Raw genomic sequence first — 16,303 nt, 5'->3', positions numbered from 1 at the left:
CCCCGTGGTCGAGGCGCCGGCGCCGGTCCCCGCCGTCGCCGAACAGCCCGCGCCGCCCGTGCCCGCCGAGGCCGCCGTCGCCGAGGCCCCGGTCGTCGAGGCCCCGGTCGTCGAGGCCCCGGTCGTCGAGGCCCCGGTCGTCGAGGTGCCGGTCGTCGAGGTGCCGCAGGTCACGGAGCCGGCCGAGGCCGCCGCGCCGGAGGTGGACATGTGGGCCGAGCCGGTCCCCGTCGTCCGCCCGGCGGTGCCCGTCCAGCCGGCCGCTCCGCAGCCCGCCGTCGCCCGGCAGGCGCACGAGCCCGCCGCGGCGGAGGCCGACGAGCAGTCGGCGGAGGAGATCGCCGACGAGACCGCCGACGACGAGTCGCTCCTGGCCGAGCTCCTCGGTGACGCGGTCGACGACGAGCACCCGGTCGAGCCCGCCGTCGAGCAGCCGGTGGTGGCCGTCGTCGGCAGCGCGGTCGACACCGTGCCGTGCCGCGCCGCCACCGAGGTCGCCGCCGTCGAGCTCGCCGTCGTCGACGAGCCGCCCACCGACGTCCTGCCGGCCGTCGTCGTCGAGCCGATGGAGGTCCCGGCACCGCAGCCGGTGACCCCGGAGTGGGTCGCCGAGGAGCAGTCCGCCGGCCCGTCCACCGGGCGCGAGGAGGCGATCGCCGAGGTGCTGCGCGCCGCGCTCGCCCACGACACCCCCGACGACGCGCTGACCGACATCCTCCGCGGCGTGCTCGCCAGCGCCTCGACCCAGGGCGGTGTGCACCGCGGCCGCCCGCCGGTCCCGGTCAGCTCGCGCCGGGTCACCGCCGAGCCGGCCTGGGTCGAGGCCTCGGCCGAGTCCGACGAGTGGGAGGTGGCCGCCGACGTCCAGGACGCCGTCGAGCCGCTGGCCCTCGCGCCCACTGCGAGCGACCCGGCGCCGCTGCCGCTCGACGCGACCGCCGTCCTCCCCCCGCTGTCGCTGCTGCCGCCGCCGACCCCCGGCGCGGAGCTGGCGGTGCCGCGGCTGCTGGGGCGCCCGCCGGTCCCGCCGGCGCGGCGGCTCCCCCCGGTGCCCGGTCAGGCCGTCGCCCGGGTGTCCGCGCCGCGGTCGACCCAGGGCCTGGCCACGGTGACCCGCCTGCCGGTCGACGCGCGCGCCGCCGGCGGCTGGTCGAGCGGCCGGGTCGTGGTCTCCTCCGTGCGCGAGCGCGGGGCGGGCGGCGACCTCGTGGACCCACGGATGGTCGAGGCCGCCGGCACCGTCGCCCGGCTGCGGGCGCTCGGCCTGCCCGAGGAGCTGCTCGGTGCCGGCTTCACCGCCGAGGTCGCCGCGCACGGCACCTACGCCGCGCTCACCCGCGCGCTGGGTGGGGCGCTGCCCGCGGCGCCGTCGGCCCCTGCCGGCGCCGGTGAGGTGCTGCTGGTGGTCGGCCCCGGCGTCGAGACGCTGGCCGCCGCCCGCTCGCTGGCCGTCTCCATGCGGCTCGACGGCGACCGGCTGCAGTGGGCCACCCGTGGCGACCTCGCCGCGCTGGCGGCCGAGGGCAGCCGAATCACCTCGGTCGACACCGCGATCGAGCGCAAGCAGGAGGCCGCCCGCGCCGGCACGCCGACCATCGTCGCGGTCGACGCCCCGATGCGCGCCGGTGGCCGCACCTGGCTCGAGCAGGTCATGGCGATCTTCTCGCCGGTGGCCGTCTGGGCCGTGGTCGAGGCGACCCGCAAGCCCGAGGACGTCGGCCCCTGGCTCGACGCCCTGGCCCGCGTCGACGCGCTCGTCGTCCAGGACACCGACCTGACCGCCGACCCCGCCGCCGTGCTGGGGCGGACGGCGGTGCCCGTGGCCCTCCTCGACGGCGTCCGGGCGACCGCGCACCGCTGGGCCTCCCTGCTGTGCGAGCGACTGGAGGCACCGGAGGCATGAGCCCGCTGCGCTGGGACGTCCTCGCGGTGGGGTTCGTGCTGGCCCTGCCGGTGCTCGCGCTCGGCCTGCGCGGCGACTTCTCCGCCGACGAGGTCGCCGTCCGGCTGCCGTGGTGCCTGCTGGCGGGCTGGGGCGCGGTGGCGCTGCTGCGGTTCGCCGCGACGCCGCCGCAGCCGCCCGGCCCCGAGCCGACGCCGTCCTCCCCCGCCGGCGACCAGGACGTGAGCCCCACGCCCTGACCCCGCCCGCTCCGGGGGTGCTGTGCGGCCACTGCCGGTGTTCCTCGCGGGATGCCGGTGCTGCAGCACCCGCACTGCGCGAACGACACCGGCGGTGCGGCTGTCCACACCAGGCCCCGCCCTCCACCGGGACGACGGGTGGTCCCCGGCCGCACCGAGGTCGCGCGACCGTCGGTGCATGGACCCCCGCGACCTCCCACGACCCGCACTGCGCCGAGCACTCGTCGCCGACGGCTGGAGCGACGACGAACTGGCCCGCGCGCGTCGCACAGGCGACCTGTCGCGGATCCGTCGCGGCGCCTACGTCGACGGGGACCGGCCACCGGCGGTCACCGACCGGCACCGGCTCCTCGTGCAGGCGACGCTCGCCGGCCTGCGCCGGGACGCCGTCGTCAGCCACGAGTCCGCCGCCGTGCTGCACGGCCTGCCGACCTGGGGACTCTCGCTGGGTCGTGTGCACGTCACCCGCCGACCGCCCGCGTCGAGCGACGCCTCCCGCACCCTGCGCTGCCACGTGGCGCGACTCGGGGACGACGAGGTGACCGTGGCCGACGGTGTGCCCGTGACCGACCCGGCGCGGACGGCGCTGGACCTGGCTCGCCGCCTGCCGTTCGAGGTCGCCGTGGTCCTGCTCGACGACGTCCTGGCTCGCCGGCTGGCGCGTCCCGGGGAACTGCTCGACCGGCTCGGGGACGTGGTCGGCACCCGAGGCAGCCGCAGGGCCGCCCGCGCCGTGTCCTTCGCCGACGGCCGGAGCGAGAGCGTCGGCGAGAGCCGGAGCCGGGTCGTCCTGCACCGGCTGGGCATGACACCGAGTGGGCTGCGGCACCCCGTGCACTCCGCTGAGGGCGTCCTGCTCGGTCGCGCCGGCTTCGTCTGGGAGGCGGAGCGACTTCTCGAGGAGTTCGACGGACGCGTCGAGTACGGCCGGCTGCTCGGCCCGGTCAGGAACCGGGCGACGTCGTCTTCGCGGAGAAGCGCCGGGAGCATGCCATGCGCGCCAAGGAGTGGGACGTCGTGCGCTGGACGTGGGCGGACATCAGCCGCGACGGTGTGCTGGCCGACCGTGTCGGCCGCGCCCTCCGCGCCCGCGGTCGACGCGGAGCCTGACCCGTTGCGGGTGTTCCTCGTGCTCTACCGGTCCTGCAGCACCCGCAGAGCACGAGGAACGCCGGCAACCTCAGCCGGGAGACCCGGCGTCAGAGCGGGAGGTCCTCCAGCATCTCGGTGACCAGGGCGGCGATCGGCGAGCGCTCCGAGCGGGTCAGCGTCACGTGCGCGAAGAGCGGGTGGCCCTTGAGCTGCTCGACCACCGCCGCGATGCCGTCGTGCCGGCCCACGCGCAGGTTGTCCCGCTGGGCGACGTCGTGGGTGAGCACCACCCGCGAGCCCGAGCCCAGCCGCGACAGCACGGTCAGCAGCACGCCCCGCTCCAGCGACTGCGCCTCGTCGACGATCACGAACGAGTCGTGCAGCGAGCGGCCGCGGATGTGCGTCAGGGGCAGCACCTCGATGAGGTCGCGCGAGGCGATCTCCTCCAGCACGTCCTTCGACACCAGCGCGCCGAGGGTGTCGTAGACCGCCTGCGCCCAGGGCGACATCTTCTCGCCCTCGCTGCCGGGCAGGTACCCGAGCTCCTGCCCGCCGACGGCGTACAGCGGCCGGAAGACGACGACCTTCGCGTGCGCCCGCCGCTCCATCACCGACTCCAGGCCCGCGCACAGCGCCAGCGCCGACTTCCCGGTGCCGGCCCGCCCGCCGAGCGAGACGATGCCGATCTCCGGGTCGAGCAGCAGGTCGAGGGCGATCCGCTGCTCGGCCGAGCGCCCGTGCAGCCCGAACGCCTCGCGGTCGCCGCGGACCAGCCGCACCTGCTTGTCCGGCATGACCCGGCCCAGCGCCGACCCGCGCGAGGACAGCAGCACCAGCCCGGTGTGCGCGGGCAGCTCCGCCGCGGCCGGCAGGTAGGCCTCCCCGCCGCCGTAGAGGTCGTCGAGCTCGGCGTCCTCGACCGACACCTCGGCCATCCCGGTCCAGCCGGCGTCGACGGCGTCGTGCACCCGGTACTCGTCGGTCTCCAGGCCGACGGCGGCCGCCTTGACCCGCAGCGGCACGTCCTTCGTGACCAGGCAGACGTCGCGGCGCTCGGCGCGCAGGTTGAGCGCCACGACCATGATCCGGCTGTCGTTGCTGTCGGCGCGGAAGCCGGCCGGCAGGACCGACGGGTCGCTGTGGTTGAGCTCCACGTGCAGGGTGCCGCCGTCCTCGCCGATCGGCACCGGCGCGTCGAGCCGGCCGTGCGTCACCCGCAGCTCGTCGAGGATGCGCAGCGCCTGCCGCGCGAACCAGCCCAGCTCCGGGTGGTGCCGCTTGTCCTCGAGCTCCCCGATCACCACGAGCGGGAGCACCACGTCGGCGCCCCCGAAGCGCAGCAGCGCACCCGGGTCGGACAGCAGGACGGAGGTGTCGAGGACGTACGTACGACGAGCGGTCACGAGGCAGCTCCCGTGGGGCGCGGCGCGGCGCGCCCCGGCTCGAGGGGTACCGGGGCCCCGGCACAGGGGCCGGGCACCGGCCCCCTGGTCGACGGTGTCGTCAGCACCAACCGGGCCTCCCGTGGACGGCGGGGCGGGCCCGTCGTCCACCCCGGACGCTAGAGCCGGGAAGTGACAGGAGCATGACGACGAGGGGGCGTGTCCCCCCTCCGGGGCACACGACCGCCCCACCCGTCCCACGGGACGGGGTCACCCGCGCCGGCCGCGCCCCGGGACGTCGGGCGGCCACCGCTGCTGCCAGGAGGCCGGCATCTCGCGGGTCGGCGGCACGTCGGGGTACGGCGGCACGTCGTCCCGGGGCGGCCAGCCGTCGAGCCGGTCGGGCGGCTCCGGACGGCGGTCGCGACGGCTGGGCGACCGGTCCCGGGCCAGGCCCCGGCGCGGCCGCAGCGCGACCAGCGCCCAGAGCACGGGCACCAGCAGCACCGGCCACTGCAGCGACAGGTCGCCGATCCGCAGCAGCCCGGCCAGCAGCAGGGCGAACAGCCAGCCCGCCGTCCACAGCCCCAGGGTGCGGGCCTCCTGCGGATCGCGGCGGGACACGGCTCAGGCGGCCGGCAGCTCGGCGGCGACGACGGCCGGGGTCAGCGGCTCGTCGAGCAACCGGACGAAGCGGTCGGCGACGTCCTGCCCGGCCGGGCGGGCGTCCAGCCAGCGGGCGAGCAGGTCGTAGCCCTCGACGTAGGTGGTGATGTAGGCGCGCCACAGCGGGTGGGTGAGGAAGCGCAGCTGCTGGCGGGCCCGCTCGGCGCTGACCAGGGACCAGCGCTGCAGGTAGGCGGCCACCTCGTCGGGGTCGGCGCCGCGGTCGTGCAGCAGGACGGCGGCGTCCTGGCGCACCCGGTTCAGCGGCGCGGCGGCCGCGGCGATCCGCTCGGCGAGTTGGCCGTCGAAGCGCAGCCCGAGGTCACCGAGCACCTCGGCGGCCCACGGCCCCCAGCCGGGTCCGACCGCGGCGTCGACGCCCAGGTCGGCCAGCCCCTCGGCCATCAGGCACTCGGGGGTGTTGACGAGGAAGACGGTGTGCTCCAGGTGCCCGGCCCGCTCGACCAGCCCGCGCTCCTTGCGGCAGTGCTCGGTGTGGTGGCCCGGGTAGGACTCGTGCGCGACCAGGTGGGCGAGCTGGCTGAGCCGGTGCGGCAGGTCGGCGTTGATCGCGACCCGCGAGCGGTAGTCGCCCTCGTAGTAGTTGAAGCCCGACCACGGCTTGTCGGTGACCACCTCGTAGCGCACCGTCTCGACCTCGGGCAGGCCGTAGCGGCCGCGGACCCGGTCGCGCAGGGCGCTGGACAGCGTGTCCACCGCCTCGTCGAGCCGCTGCGGCGGGCACTCCTCGCGACGGCGGTGCGCGGCGTACCGCTGGGCCAGCGTCCCCTCGCCGGGCAGCAGCGTGTCGAGCTCGGCGTGCGCGGCGGCGTAGGCGGCCGGGTCGCCGAGGGTGAGATCGACCTGGAAGTAGCTGCGCACCTCGTCGAGGAAGCCGACCTGCTCGCCGCTCATCTTCCGTGCGCTGCACTCCAGGCCGGTGAGCTGGCCGCGGAGGAAGTCGGCCCGGTCGTCCGGGAGCCCCGCCACGTCGAGCTCGCGCAGCAGCGCCCGGGCCCGGTCGCGCAGACCCTGCGGCGTGGGCGCCGGCTCGTCCTCGACCTGCGCGCGGATCCGCGGGTCACCGGTGTAGGCGTCGACGAAGCCGGACTCCAGGCGGTCGAAGCGCAGCCCCAGCCGGACGTACTCGAGGGGGACGTCGACCGCGCCGGCTGCCATGGCGGCCAGTCTCTCAGCCGCCGAAGCGACGGTGCCGTGCGGCGTAGGCCCGCAGCGCGCGCAGGAAGTCGACCCGGCGGAAGTCGGGCCAGTAGACGTCGGTGAAGTAGAACTCCGAGTGCGCCGTCTGCCAGAGCAGGAAGCCCGAGAGCCGCTGCTCGCCGCTGGTGCGGATGACGAGGTCGGGGTCGGGCTGGCCGCGGGTGTACAGGTGCTCGGCGATGTGCTCGACGTCGAGGACGCCGATCAGCTCGTCGAGCGTCGTCCCCCGGCTGGCGTGCTCGGTCAGCAGCGACCGGACGGCATCGGCGATCTCCCGCCGTCCGCCGTAGCCCACGGCGAGGTTGACCGTGGCACCCGGCCGGTCGCGGGTGGTCTCCTCGGCCTCCTTGAGCACGGTGACCGTCTCGGCCGGCAGCAGCCCCAGCGCGCCGACCGGGTGCAGCTGCCAGCGGCGGTCGGGGGCGGAGAGGTCCTCCACGACGCCCTCGATGATCCGCAGCAGCGGGGTCAGCTCGGGCTCGGGCCGCGACAGGTTGTCGGTCGAGAGCAGGAAGAGCGTGACCACCTCGACGCCGGCCTCGTCGCACCAGCCGAGGAAGGAGGCGATCCGGTCGGCGCCGCGGCGGTGCCCGGCGTTGGGGTCGAGCAGGCCGGTGGCCCGGGCCCAGCGCCGGTTGCCGTCGATGATCGCGCCCACGTGGCGGGGGACGTCGGCGCCGACCAGCTGCCGCGCCAGCCGACGTTCGTAGAGCTGGGTCAGGACGTCGCGGACCCACTGACGCGTCCCCACGGGGCACACAGTAGGCCCCGGGACGTTCACGTTCCGCAGCCGTCCCGGCGCGGCGCGCTGCGGACGTGGGAGCTGCCGGGGACCTCACAGGTCGCCAGCAGTGCACCGGCACCTGCGGCTCCGTAACCTCGGTCCATGAGTTCTGCTGCCCCCGACGACCGCGAGCCGGTCCGGGTGCAGGCCGACGACGGGGCCGAGCTCGAGGCCGCGCGCGGGCCTGCCGTCGCCACGGTCCTCGAGGCGGGCCAGCAGGTCGAGCGGACCTGGACCGCCGAGGACTTCGCCGACTCCGACTGGGAGCACCCCGACACCCGCCCGCGGATGCGGGGGTGGCTGCACCTGTTCACGTTCTTCGGCGCGATCGTCGCCGGCGCCGTCCTAATCCCGCTGGCCTCCGTGCTCGGCGCCCGGTCCGGGTTCTCCGTCGCCGTCTACTGCGCCACGATCTGCGGGCTGTTCGGGATCAGCGCCCTGTACCACCGCCGCCGCTGGTCACCACGCGGCTGGAAGATCATGAAGCGGCTCGACCACTCGATGATCTTCCTGTTCATCGCGGGCACGTACACGCCGTTCGCCCTGCTCGCCGTCGAACAACCGACCGGCTACTGGGTCCTCGGCGGGGTCTGGGCGGGCGCGCTGGCAGGGGTCTGCCTCAAGCTCAGCTGGCCGACGGCGCCGCGCTGGGTCGGCGTCCCGCTCTACGTCGGGCTGGGCTGGGTGGCGGTCTTCATCCTCACCGACATCCTGCACATCGCCGGGATGGCCTCCCTGGTGCTGCTGGCGGTCGGCGGCGTCCTCTACACCCTCGGCGGCATCGCGTACGCGCTGAAGAAGCCCAACCCCGTCCCCGGCGTCTTCGGCTACCACGAGGTCTTCCACGCGATGACCGTCGTGGCCGCCATCTGCCACTACATCGCCGTCTACTTCGCGATGTACAACTCGCCGTTCCTCTGAGAAGGACCCCCTCCTCCCCGCCCTCGCCAGCTCGGGGCGGTGCCCTGGAGGGGGCCGGCTCAGGCGAAGGGTGGGCGGTCGTCGAACCTGGTCGACAGCCTCCCGGCGGTGCGCCAGGTGCGGGCGACGAGGTCGCGGTCCTCGTCGGTGACCAGGTTGCCCATCACCCGCAGGGCCACGGTCATCAGCGCGTGCGAGCGCATGCCGACCGGGCCGGCCGCCGGCAGGAAGCGCGGGACGGTGAGCAGCCCGGCCAGCCGGCGGGCGATGGAGAAGGCCTCGCCGTAGTGCCGGCGCAGCGTGGCCGGCCAGGCGGCGCTCCAGTCGTCGTCGCCGAAGAGCTCCCCCACGGTGCGGCCGGTCTCCAGGCCGTAGTCGATGCCCTCGCCGTTGAGCGGGTTGACGCAGCCGGCCGCGTCGCCGACCAGCGCCCAGTTCCGCCCGGCCACGCCGGAGACCGCCCCGCCCATCGGCAGCAGCGCCGACGCCGGCGCCTCCACCGGCCCGGACAGCCGCCAGTCCTCGCGACGGGCGTCGGCGTAGACCTCGATCAACGCCTTGAGCTGCACCCCGGCCGGACGGCGGGCGGTGGCCAGCGTGCCGACGCCGATGTTCACCTGCCCGGACTCCGCGCCCAGGGGGAACACCCAGCCGTACCCGGACAGCAGCTCGCCCTCGGCGCCGCGCAGCTCCAGGTGCGAGGAGATCCACTCGTCGTCGGCCCGCCCGGAGCGCACGTAGCCGCGGGCGGCGACGCCGTAGGCGGTCTCGCGGTGCCACTCGCGGCCGAGCACCCGGCCCAGGGACGAGCGGACGCCGTCGGCCACGACCAGCCGCCGGCAGCCGACGGTGACCGTCTCGTCGTCCGCGGTCTCGAACACCACGCCGGTCACCCGGTCGCCGTCGCGCTCGACGTCGACGGCTCGGGCCCCGTCCAGCGGGACGGCGCCGTCGGTCAGCGCCACGTCGCGGATCCGGGCGTCGAGCTCGGTGCGCGGCACGGCGCTGCCGTGGTCGGGGAACTCCCCACCGGGCCAGGGCAGCTCCCACGTCCGGCCGAAGCCGGCCGCGCGCAGGCCGCGGTTGCGGGCCCGCGCACGCGCCCAGTCCCCGAGGTCGAGCCGGTCGAGCTCGGCGATCGCGCGGGGGGTCAGCCCGTCGCCGCACGCCTTGTCGCGGGGGAAGACGGCGGCGTCGGCGAGCAGCACGTCGTGCCCCGCGCGCGCTGCCCAGGCGGCCGCGGCGGACCCGGCCGGACCGGCTCCCACCACCAGCACGTCGGTCGCGGCGGGGACGGTGGGAGCAGGGGGCACGACCCCAGTGTCCCCGACCTGCGACGGGTGGGCGGCCACCCCTCAGGGACCCGTGCCGAGCTCGCGAGGCGCGGGGGGAAGGGTGGTCCTTCCTCAGCCGAACAGGGGGAACCGGGCGGCGGCCTCGCCGAGTCCGACCCGGTCGGCGTCGCTCAGCGGCTCCCGGCCGGTGCCGCGCCGGGCGGCGGCCGCGTCGTCCCACCCGGCCGGCAGCGGGCCGCCGTGCAGGCCCTCGAGCACCCGCCGGACCTCGGCCAGCGCCTCGGCCGGCGGGCCGGGTCGGTCCAGGTGCGCCACCAGGTCGAGGTGGTGGACGGCGGCCTCGACGGCCAGCGTGGACAGCACGTCCCCGGCGCGCAGGACGTGCCCCTGGGTGCCGACCAGCTCGCCGGGCCCCACCCGCCCGGCGGCGACGCCCACCGCCGCCACGAGCTCGGCGTACACGGCGGCCAGCTCGGGGAACCCGCCGGCGACGCTGGCCCGCACCCGGGTGCGCCAGGCGACGTCGGCGTCCTGGTCGGCGGTCGGCTGCCAGGACCGCCAGTATGCGACGGCGTCGCTGGTGGCCGGACCGCCCGCCGGGGTGGCCAGCGCGACCAGACCCCGGCGGGCGTCGTCGACCAGGTGCAGCGTCAGGTCGAGGACCGCCCAGCCGGCGCAGCCGCTGGGCTGCCAGCCCTCCTCCGGCGCGAGGTCGGAGACGACGGCGGACAGCGCGCCGTAGGTGGCGCGCAGCAGCGACGAGCTCACCCGGGCAGCCTCGCAGAGGATCAGTCGAGGTGCGGGCCGCGCGCCCGGACCTCCTCCACCGACGACATCGCGTCGCGCAGCTCGGTCAGCCAGGCGTCGGCGTGCTGCCCGACCAGCCGGACCGCCCAGACCAGGGCCTCGGAACGGGAGCGGGCCACCCCGGCGTCGACCAGCGTGTCGAGCACCAGCCGCTCGGCCTGGCGCAGGCGCGTCATCACGGGCACCGAGGCGTTGGTGAACACCTCGCGCACGTCGCCGCACGCGGCGCCCCAGGCCACCGAGCGGCCGTAGCGCTCCTGGGCGGCGTCGGCGATCGCCATCCGCTGCTGGCGGGTCTCCTCGCGGAAGCGGGCGATCCGCCCGGCCCGCGCGGCGGCCGGGTCGCCCTCGCCGGCGTCGGGCTCGGCCAGCGGGCCGACCACGGTGATCTCGTCGCGGTCGACCACCAGGTCGACCGGGCCGGTGAACCACCCGTCGGGCAGCCGGCCGGCGAACCAGCCGGCCACCTCGGCGCGGTCGACGGGCGGGGGTGCGTCCGAGCCGCGCGATCCCCTGCCGCGGCCTCCGGGGCCGCGTCCGCGGAAGCCGGGGGCGCCCATGCGGGCGAAGGGTGAGTCGGCGAATCGGGAGTGGTGTCCGTGCACGGCGGCCTCCTCGGGCAGCGCAGTTGATTACACGCTTACACGGTAGCGCCGGGGTGTGGTCTCAGGAAGGCGTCAGGGCTGCGCCCAGAGCGGACACGTCGGTCACCGGCGCCGCGCAGACGAACCCGCGGCAGACGTAGGCGGCCGGGCGACCGTCGACCGCCGGCCGGCCGGCCAGCAGCGGCACCCCCGGGGCGTCCGGCTCCCCCACGACCACGACGGCGCCCGGGTTGGTCGACGCCCGCGCAGCCGCGGCCAGGGCGTCGCGGCCGGGCCCGGACGGCCCGCTGACGGCGACCTCCAGCGGCCCGGCCAGCAGCGCCTCGGCCACCGCCGCGGCCCACCCGGCCGCGCGCGGCGCCCGGCGGACCAGCCGGCCGAGGGAGCCGACCGCCGCCTCCCCCAGCTCCCGGTGCCGCCGGGAACCGGCCAGGGCCGAGAAGGTGACGGCCGCCCCGGCGGCCGCGGCGATCCCGGCCGGCGTCGGTCCGTCGGCCGGGTCGAACGGCCGGGAGACCAGCGCCTCGGCGTCGGCCGCGGTGTCGTGCCAGCCGTCGGCGTCCACGAACTGCTCGGCGACGACGTCGAGCAGGTCACCGGCGAACTCCAGCCACCGGCCCTCGCCGGTGGCCTGGTGCAGGGCGAGCAGGCCCTCGGCGAGGTCGCCGTGGTCCTCGAGGACGCCGGCCGGCGCCCCGGCGACACCGTGCCGGGAGGCCCGCCGCAGCCGGCCGTCGACCCAGTGCACGTCCGCGACCAGCGCGGCCGCCCGGCGGGCCGCCTCCACCGAGGCCGGGGACCCGGTGAGGACGCCGTGCTCGGCGAGCGCGGCGATCGCCAGGCCGTTCCAGGCGGTGACCACCTTGTCGTCGCGGGCCGGTTGCGGCCGCCGCGCCCGGGCGGCCAGCAGCCGCTCGCGCACCGCGGCCAACCGGGCGTCGTCGTCGGGGTCGTGGAGCAGCTGCAGGGTGGAGCTGCCGTGCTCGAAGGTGCCGGCGTCGGTCACCCCGAACACCTGCGCGGCCCACCGTCCGTCGTCCTCGCCGAGCGCCTCGACGAGCTGGTCCGGCGTCCACGCGTAGGTGAGCCCCTCGACGCCCTCGGTGTCGGCGTCGAGCGCGGAGGCGAAGCCACCCTCGGGCGTGTCGAGGTCGCGGACGAGGAAGGCCGCCGTCGCGTCGGCCACGCGGCGGGCCCAGGGCTCGCCGGTGGCCCGCCACAGGTGCAGGTAGGCGCGCAGGAGCAGGGCGTTGTCGTAGAGCATCTTCTCGAAGTGCGGCACGACCCACCGCTCGTCGACGGAGTAGCGGGCGAAGCCGCCGGCCAGCTGGTCGCAGATGCCGCCGCGGGCCATCGCCTCGAGCGTGCGGCGGGCCATCTCCAACGGAAGGGCTCCGCCGGTGCGGGCGTGCGCCCGCAGGAGGAACTCCAGCAGCATCGACGGCGGGAACTTCGGCGCGCCGCCGAAGCCGCCGTACCGGCCGTCGTACTCCCCGGCCAGCGCCGCCACGGCGGCGTCGAGGTCGGCCGCGGCCACCGGGCCGGGCGAGCCGAGGTCGAGACGGCGGGAGATGCCCTCGGCGATGCGGGTGCCGGCCGCCTCGAGCTCGTCGCGGCGCTGCGTCCACGCCTCGGTGACCGCGGTGAGGAGCTGCCGGAACGACGGCACGCCGTGCGCGGGCCGCGGCGGGAAGTAGGTGCCGCAGTAGAACGGGCGCCCGTCGGGGGTGGTGAACACCGTCATCGGCCAGCCGCCGGAGCCGGTGAGGGCCTGGGTGGCGGTCATGTAGACGCCGTCGACGTCCGGCCGCTCCTCGCGGTCGACCTTCACGCAGACGAAGCCGGCGTTCATCTGCGCCGCCGTCGCCTCGTCCTCGAACGACTCGTGCGCCATGACGTGGCACCAGTGACAGGCCGCGTAGCCGACCGAGACCAGCACCGGGACGTCGCGCTCCCGCGCCTCGGCGAAGGCGTCCGGACCCCACTCGCGCCAGTCGACGGGGTTGTCCGCGTGCTGCAGCAGGTACGGGCTCGTGGCGTCCGCGAGACGGTTCGGCACGGACCCGACCTACCCCGGCCCGGTGGTGCCCACCCAGCCCGGGCCCGGGCGGTCACCGCCCGTGAGCCGGGGACAACCGGGACGACACCTGCCATCCCGTGTCGCACCCTCACGCCTTGTACTCAACAGATCCTGCCAAGGAATCCTATGACGGATCGACAGGTACCGGCAACTCCGGCCATGGCGCTCGTCGGCGTGTCGGCGCACTCTTCCCACGTCCGCACGTCCCCACCACCGATGCTGGAGGATCCCGTGGTCCCCGCCCGCACCTGCGCCGCCGTCGTCCTCGCCGCCACCGCGGCCGCCGTCTCCGTCGCGGCCGCCCCGGCCACCGCCGCTCCGTCCTGCGGGGTCGTCTGGGGCTCGACCGCCGAGACGGCCGCCGGCTCCGCCGGCGGCACGCTCGACGACGTCCGCACCGGCCGGCACGCCTGCTACGACCGGCTGGTCCTCGACCTCGGCGCGGTCGACGCCGGTGACGTGGGCCACGACGTCCGCTACGTGCCCGTGGTCCGGCAGGACGGCTCCGGCACCGCCGTCCCGCTGCGCGGCAGCGCCGACCTGCAGGTCGTCGTGCACGCGCCCGCGCACGACGCCGCCGGCCGGGCCACCTACGACCCGGCGGACGACGCCGAGGCCGCGGACGTCAGCGGCTACAGCACCTTCCGCCAGGTCGCGTGGGCGAACTCGTTCGAGGGCCGGAGCACCGTGGGGCTCGGCGTCCGCGCCCGGCTGCCCTTCCGGGTCGTCGTCCTGGACGGCCCCGGCGACGGCTCCCGCCTCGTGGTCGACGTCGCGCACACCTGGTGACCGCGTGGGCGCGACCGCCGGGTCAGCCGGCCGCGGGCAGCGCGACAGCGCCGCCGCCGACCCGGATGCCGCTGCCCGGGTCCGGCGGCACCTCGACGGTGAGGACGCTGGGCCGGCCCATGTCCTCGCCCTGCAGCACGGTGAGCACGGCCGGCAGGCCGACGTGAGCGCCCTCGCGCAGGTAGCCGCCCAGCGCGGCGGCGGCCGCTCCCGTGGCGGGGTCCTCCACCACGCCGCCCGGGGGGAACGGGTTGCGCGCGGCGAACGTGGTGGCGTCCTGCCGCCACACCAGGTCGACCGTCGTCCAGCCGCGCCGCGCCATGAGGTCGGCCAGGGCCGGCCGGTCGTAGTCCAGGTCGCGCAGCCGCGCCCGGGTGCGCGCGGCGAGGACCGGGTGCCAGGCACCCGCGTAGGCGACCCGCGGCGGCAGGGCGGGGTCGAGGTCGTCGGCCGACCAGCGCAGCGCGGACAGCAGCTCGCGCCGGTCGGCGTCCTCCAGCGGCACCGTCCTCGGCGGCACGCTGGTCAGGGTGGCGCGCCAGGCACCGTCGTCGCCGCGGTGCGTGACCACCTCGACCGGACCCGCGGCGGTGGCCAGCAGCAGGCGCCCGCCGCCGGAGCGCTCGGCGGTGGCCACCGCGGCGGCGATGGTCGCGTGGCCGCAGAAGCTGACCTCGGCGCGCGGGCTGAAGTAGCGGACGCCGACGGGGTCCGGGCCCGGCAGGAGGAAGGCCGTCTCGGAGTAGCCCACGTCGGCGGCGGTGGCCAGCATCTGCTCGTCGGTCATGCCGGTCGCGTCCAGGACGACGCCGGCCGGGTTCCCGCCGCCGGGGTCGGTGCTGAAGGCGGTGTAGCGCAGGACCTCCCCGGGCGCCGGTGCCGGCCGCTCCCCGGCGTCGGGCAGCAAGCCGCGGACGGCGGCCCCGGCGTCGTCCCTGTCGTCGGTGGTCGGGGGCACGGCTCCTCCTCGAACCGGGTCGACCGGCTCAGAACTTGGCCGCCACGTCCCGGGCGGCCGCGTGGGCGCGCCGACGGTCGCCGTCGGCGTCGGCGGTGACCAGCCCGGGGCGCAGGTGGACCTCCTGCACGTCGGACACCCCCGCCCAGGCCAGCCAGTCGCGCAGGTAGGGCGCCTGGAAGTCCGAGCCGAAGGACGGCGGGCGACCGGGACCGTACACCGCGCTGGTCAGCAGCAGGACGGCCTTCTTCCCCTGCAGCAGCCCCGTGTAGCCGGCCTCCGGGTCGAAGCCGAAGAGCATGCCGGGCTGGCTGACCACGTCGATGAACTGCTTGAGGACGTAGGGGATGCCGGCGTTCCACATCGGGACGCTGAACAGGTAGCGGTCGGCGGCGTCGAAGCGTGCGAAGGTCGCCACCGTCCGCGCCCACGCCTCGCCCTCGGCCCCCTCGGGCACCCCGCCGGCGAAGACGGTCATCTTGGCCGCGGCGGCGGTCGGCCCGAACTCGGGCAGGCTGCCGTCCCACAGGTCGAGGGTGTCGACCTCGTCGAGGGGGTTGAGCTCACGCCAGGTGTCCAGGAACGTCGCCGCCAGGGCCAGTGACTCGGAGCGGGCGCCGCGCGGCGAGGCGGACACGTGCAGCAGTCGGGACATCGGGACTCCTCCGTTCGGCCGCGGCCCTCCGCCGCGTCGGGTCCCGACCGTGCCCCCGCGCCCTGTCACGCCGCTGTCACGGCCGCGTCAGGACGCGGCCGGCGGTCCTCCACGACACCGGGCGGTAGCTTGCCCTCGTCGCGGTCGCCGACGTCGCACGGGAGCCGGCCGGTGGAACTGCTGGTGCTGGGCCCGCTGGAGCTCCGGCGGGAGGGCCGGCCGGTGACGGTCCGGCGCGGCCGCCCCCGCCGGCTCCTGCTGTCCCTGCTGCTGCACCGGGGCGACCCGGTGGCGCCGGGGACCCTGATCGACCGCCTGTGGGGCGACGACCTCCCGGTCGACCCGGTCAACGCCCTGCAGGTCCTCGTCTCCTACCTCCGCCGGACCCTGGCCGGCACGCGGCTGCGGATCGAGCACACCGCGGCCGGCTACCGGCTGGCCGTCGACCCGGACGCCGTCGACCTCCTCCGCGTCGAACGGCTGGTCGCGGCCGGCCGGGCGCCGGGTGCGACGCCCGCCGAGCGCCTGCGGGCGGCCACCGAGGCGCTCGCCCTGTGGCGCGGGCCGGCGCTGGCCGAGGTGGCCGAGGACGACTTCGCGCAGGGCGAGGTCGCCCGGGTGGAGGAGCTCCGGTTGCAGGCGCACGAGGCGCGGGCCGAGGCGCTGCTGGCCCTGGGGCGGTCCGACGACGTCCTCCCCGACCTCGGCCGGCTGGTCCGCGAGCACCCCTACCGCGAGCGCTTCTCCGGGCAGCTGGCGCTCGCGCTCTACCGCGCCGGCCGGCAGGCCGACGCGCTCGCCGTCCTCGACGCCGCCCGCACGCGGCTGGTCGGCGAGCTCGGGCTCGACCCGGGGCCGCAGCTGCAGGAGCTCGCGCGGCAGGTGCTCCGCCAGGACCCCGCGCTC

General features: G+C 76.7%; 16 protein-coding genes. 6 read left to right on the top strand and 10 right to left on the bottom strand.

Going from position 1 to position 16,303, the window contains the following annotated elements; translation table 11 throughout:
• The 3 genes from ABQ292_RS22840 to ABQ292_RS22830 all read left to right on the top strand — a co-directional run.
• Positions 1-1,903 (top strand): hypothetical protein (locus tag ABQ292_RS22840; protein ID WP_438940622.1); only part of this gene is annotated, 1,903 nt, incomplete at its 5' end.
• Complete coding sequence (locus ABQ292_RS22835; protein ID WP_369210009.1) at positions 1,900-2,142, top strand: hypothetical protein; 243 nt, start codon at positions 1,900-1,902, stop codon at positions 2,140-2,142. The genes ABQ292_RS22840 and ABQ292_RS22835, both read left to right, overlap by 4 nt.
• Positions 2,143-2,320: 178 nt before the next feature.
• A complete protein-coding gene (locus tag ABQ292_RS22830; protein ID WP_369210008.1) occupies positions 2,321-3,373 on the top strand; it encodes a type IV toxin-antitoxin system AbiEi family antitoxin domain-containing protein in 1,053 nt (350 codons plus the stop codon).
• Here ABQ292_RS22830 and phoH2 read toward each other — a convergent pair.
• From phoH2 to ABQ292_RS22810, 4 genes are all read right to left on the bottom strand, one after another.
• A complete protein-coding gene (gene phoH2 / locus ABQ292_RS22825) occupies positions 3,342-4,637 on the bottom strand; it encodes an RNA 5'-3' helicase PhoH2 (RefSeq protein ID WP_369210007.1) in 1,296 nt (431 codons plus the stop codon). The genes ABQ292_RS22830 and phoH2 overlap by 32 nt on opposite strands.
• A gap of 249 nt (positions 4,638-4,886) precedes the next feature.
• Positions 4,887-5,240 carry a hypothetical protein gene (locus tag ABQ292_RS22820; RefSeq protein ID WP_369210006.1) on the bottom strand — a complete coding sequence of 118 codons (354 nt, stop codon included), beginning with the start codon at positions 5,238-5,240 and terminating at the stop codon, positions 4,887-4,889.
• A 3-nt stretch (positions 5,241-5,243) separates the two neighbouring features.
• Positions 5,244-6,461: a DUF885 domain-containing protein gene (locus tag ABQ292_RS22815; protein WP_369210005.1), complete on the bottom strand. Its 1,218-nt coding sequence runs from the start codon at positions 6,459-6,461 to the stop codon at positions 5,244-5,246.
• Between the two features lie 13 nt (positions 6,462-6,474).
• A complete protein-coding gene (locus ABQ292_RS22810) occupies positions 6,475-7,254 on the bottom strand; it encodes an isoprenyl transferase (protein ID WP_369210004.1) in 780 nt (259 codons plus the stop codon).
• Positions 7,255-7,389: 135 nt separating this feature from the next.
• Here ABQ292_RS22810 and trhA point away from each other — a divergent pair, with 135 nt between their 5' ends.
• Positions 7,390-8,208: a PAQR family membrane homeostasis protein TrhA gene (trhA, locus tag ABQ292_RS22805; RefSeq protein WP_369210003.1), complete on the top strand. Its 819-nt coding sequence runs from the start codon at positions 7,390-7,392 to the stop codon at positions 8,206-8,208.
• Between the two features lie 59 nt (positions 8,209-8,267).
• On the opposite strand, the gene ABQ292_RS22800 is transcribed toward trhA, so the two are convergent.
• The 4 genes from ABQ292_RS22800 to ABQ292_RS22785 all read right to left on the bottom strand — a co-directional run bounded on the left by ABQ292_RS22800 (position 8,268) and on the right by ABQ292_RS22785 (position 12,974).
• On the bottom strand, positions 8,268-9,521 hold the full coding sequence (locus ABQ292_RS22800; protein WP_369210002.1) for a geranylgeranyl reductase family protein: 1,254 nt from the start codon (positions 9,519-9,521) through the stop codon (positions 8,268-8,270).
• A 93-nt stretch (positions 9,522-9,614) separates the two neighbouring features.
• Positions 9,615-10,271, bottom strand: coding sequence for a maleylpyruvate isomerase N-terminal domain-containing protein (locus ABQ292_RS22795; protein WP_369210001.1), 657 nt, complete (start codon positions 10,269-10,271; stop codon positions 9,615-9,617).
• 20 nt (positions 10,272-10,291) lie between these two features.
• On the bottom strand, positions 10,292-10,915 hold the full coding sequence (gene abmR, locus ABQ292_RS22790; protein WP_369210000.1) for an ATP-binding transcription factor AbmR: 624 nt from the start codon (positions 10,913-10,915) through the stop codon (positions 10,292-10,294).
• A 61-nt stretch (positions 10,916-10,976) separates the two neighbouring features.
• On the bottom strand, positions 10,977-12,974 hold the full coding sequence (locus ABQ292_RS22785) for a thioredoxin domain-containing protein (protein ID WP_369209999.1): 1,998 nt from the start codon (positions 12,972-12,974) through the stop codon (positions 10,977-10,979).
• Between the two features lie 237 nt (positions 12,975-13,211).
• Between ABQ292_RS22785 and ABQ292_RS22780 the strand changes: the two genes are divergently transcribed.
• Positions 13,212-13,784 carry an AMIN-like domain-containing (lipo)protein gene (locus ABQ292_RS22780; RefSeq protein WP_369209998.1) on the top strand — a complete coding sequence of 191 codons (573 nt, stop codon included), beginning with the start codon at positions 13,212-13,214 and terminating at the stop codon, positions 13,782-13,784.
• 22 nt (positions 13,785-13,806) lie between these two features.
• Here ABQ292_RS22780 and ABQ292_RS22775 read toward each other — a convergent pair whose 3' ends face one another.
• Together ABQ292_RS22775 and ABQ292_RS22770 are read right to left on the bottom strand one after the other, a co-directional pair.
• Positions 13,807-14,742, bottom strand: coding sequence for a PhzF family phenazine biosynthesis protein (locus ABQ292_RS22775; RefSeq protein ID WP_369209997.1), 936 nt, complete (start codon positions 14,740-14,742; stop codon positions 13,807-13,809).
• 28 nt (positions 14,743-14,770) lie between these two features.
• On the bottom strand, positions 14,771-15,397 hold the full coding sequence (locus ABQ292_RS22770) for an FMN-dependent NADH-azoreductase (protein ID WP_369209996.1): 627 nt from the start codon (positions 15,395-15,397) through the stop codon (positions 14,771-14,773).
• A 171-nt stretch (positions 15,398-15,568) separates the two neighbouring features.
• Here ABQ292_RS22770 and ABQ292_RS22765 point away from each other — a divergent pair.
• A partial coding sequence (locus ABQ292_RS22765) for an AfsR/SARP family transcriptional regulator (protein ID WP_369209995.1) occupies positions 15,569-16,303 on the top strand: 735 nt, incomplete at its 3' end.

The organism is Geodermatophilus maliterrae, assembly GCF_041018925.1.
In the GTDB taxonomy this organism is placed as follows: domain Bacteria; phylum Actinomycetota; class Actinomycetes; order Mycobacteriales; family Geodermatophilaceae; genus Geodermatophilus; species Geodermatophilus maliterrae.
This window is presented reverse-complemented; position numbering and strand designations above follow the sequence as displayed.